Here is a 2,351-nt window from a genome sequence, read left to right on the forward strand (position 1 = left end):
AACACAAACTGCGGGGGCTATGCCGTTTCCAGTTCATTGGTTGTTTATCCAAACCCTGCCAGTACTGAGTTGAATATAAGCAATACGGAAGAAGCGGGTGTAAAAGACGGCGATTCGAAAGATGAATCCAACCCTGAGTTCCTGGTAAGATTATATAACGAGAAAGGGAATATCCTCAGATCGGCAAAAAACCCAAAAGGAAGCAAAGGGCTTAAGTTAGACATTGCAGAGGTGCCCAACGGGACTTATTATTTACACATCAGTAAAGGGAAAGAGGTTATCAGGAAACAGGTCATTATACAGCATTAGGAATTCTGCGTAACAGCGGCACCGGACCAGACAAAATATGGTACTTTACAATACGGGCAGGGTCTGTTATGCACTTTTTTAAATTGCTCAGAGAGATACTGAATTTTTGCCGTTCCATGGCAAGAAATTTAGATTTTGTTTGATCGGATCATATTGGATACGCGCTGCAAGCTGCCACCAGCAAAGGGAGAGGGAATTATACTCGTTCTTACGGGGTGTAACGTTTTCTCTTTAACTTTCGTATATTTCAAATAGCTAATAATTTACATAGAAGAAGCCTGGGTTTAAAAAAATAATATTGAAAATTTTTTGTTTAAAAATCAATTATTTTATATAAAAAATATTTAACCAATTACAAATGAAACGGATAATATTCATCATCTTAATATCTTTTGCTTATAATAATATTTGTGCTCAAGTGTATAATTATCCTGTAAAACCTGGGACTGAAGCCTGGAAAAAGCTGAAATCACATGATGATATGGTTAACATTTGCCAAATTCCAGATAATTTGATTCAACAAATGAACACCCCGGACTTGTTAGAAACTTGCTTGAAATATCCATTGTTATTTGACATGTATGCTTATGATAATCCTAAAATTGGATTTGATGAAATGAGCAAAAATTTTAATGGCTTTTTATCTCTTAAAAAACGCAGTGATGCTGGATTGATTATTTTAGAAGGATATAAAAGGATTAATGCAGAATCTGTTACAACTTTTAAAAGCGAGGAAGATAAAGGGGGATTTACAATGCATTTATCCGCTATTGAAATTTTAATTTCAAATGATGATATTTTAAAGCAATTAAAACAAACTCATAAAAAAGATATCTTGAAAGAGATTCTTAGAAAGAACCATGGGAAGGAACAGTATAAGGACATATTTGGGACATTGGGGGAATTAACACTTGTATATACTGCCTCAAAAATACTTGATACTATGGATGATTCTGTATGGGAATCATATAAGGCAGGTAATCAAAATGCTAAATTATTTTCTGATAGAATGATATTATCCGACCAAGGCGTCCTTATTAATGTATTGCTAAATGTTCAAAGAATTTTAAATAAATAATGTCATGAAACAATATCTGATAATTATTTTATTTATTTCTTTATTTATCTCAGGTTGTGGTAAAGCTAATTTTACAGAGGATAATGGTGCTATAATGCAATGTGGTGTTGCTTCTTTTGATCAATTGGTCTGGGCGCAGACATTAATCTCAGGTAAAGGGCCATGCCAATACATTTATAAAGGTGCAACAATTACCATGTATGATTACAAAGGAGAAAAAGTGTTCTATTTTGAAAATCATGCATCTTCACTTGCAATTTGTACCCAGGCAGTTTATAATTGTTCAGGAACTGTAATCATCCAAGCATTTGCAGAAGCAAAAGATTGGGATGATTTTGAAACCAACAGGAAAAATAAAAAATTACTATGGGAAAAGCTGTAATTGTTATGAGCAAAAAAAAGACAATTTTCTTATTAGTGTTATGTTCTATACTGAATAATGCCTTATCACAAACTGCTGTGACCATATATACACCCAAAGGTTCTGTTGTTCCTGATACCTATTTAAGACCTGAACTCTCTTCTTCCCAAATTGAAGCAGCCAATAATTATGTAGCTACTAATTATCCTAATGCTACAAGGCTGACAGATGCATCCAGTACATACAATTGCCACGGCTATGCCTGGCATATAACGGAAGGAGGCAGTAATGTTTGGATAGGATATTATACATCAACCGCAGAAGATATATATTGGAATGATGGTAGCTACATGGAAATATGCAGTCAGCAATACCCGGCTAAGGTGTCCTATGCATTTGACAACCATAGCGCTGTTACAACAAGTACAACAGATATCTTTAGATCTAAATGGGGAGATTACCCTGTGATGCAGCATGAAAAAACCTATGTGCCATATAATTCCTCCTCTCTTAAATATTATATAAAAACTCCTTCAATCTCCGGCCCTGATAATTTCTGCACCAGCGACACTTACAGCATACCCAATCTGCCAGCAGGCGCAA

The 2,351-nt window shown here is 34.9% G+C and carries 4 protein-coding genes; all 4 read left to right on the top strand.

The annotated features are described in order from the left end of the window. On the top strand, window positions 1-309 hold a 309-nt coding region (locus P2W72_RS06785), incomplete at its 5' end, for a T9SS type A sorting domain-containing protein (protein ID WP_276360236.1). A 358-nt stretch (window positions 310-667) separates the two neighbouring features. Continuing rightward, window positions 668-1,387, top strand: a complete 720-nt coding sequence (locus P2W72_RS06790) for a hypothetical protein (RefSeq protein ID WP_276360237.1) — start codon at window positions 668-670, stop codon at window positions 1,385-1,387. Between the two features lie 4 nt (window positions 1,388-1,391). Beyond that, complete coding sequence (locus tag P2W72_RS06795; RefSeq protein ID WP_276360238.1) at window positions 1,392-1,769, top strand: hypothetical protein; 378 nt, start codon at window positions 1,392-1,394, stop codon at window positions 1,767-1,769. Then, window positions 1,754-2,351 (top strand): hypothetical protein (locus P2W72_RS06800; protein ID WP_276360239.1); only part of this gene is annotated, 598 nt, incomplete at its 3' end. The genes P2W72_RS06795 and P2W72_RS06800, both read left to right, overlap by 16 nt.

It is taken from the genome of Daejeonella sp. H1SJ63 (assembly GCF_029360775.1).
Taxonomy (GTDB): domain Bacteria; phylum Bacteroidota; class Bacteroidia; order Sphingobacteriales; family Sphingobacteriaceae; genus Daejeonella.

Bases quoted from the DNA above. Each gene is read 5' to 3' on its own strand.
- P2W72_RS06790 (WP_276360237.1), top strand. From the start codon at position 668: ATGAAACGGATAATATTCATCATCTTAATATCTTTTGCTTATAATAAT.
- P2W72_RS06795 (WP_276360238.1), top strand. From the start codon at position 1,392: ATGAAACAATATCTGATAATTATTTTATTTATTTCTTTATTTATCTCA.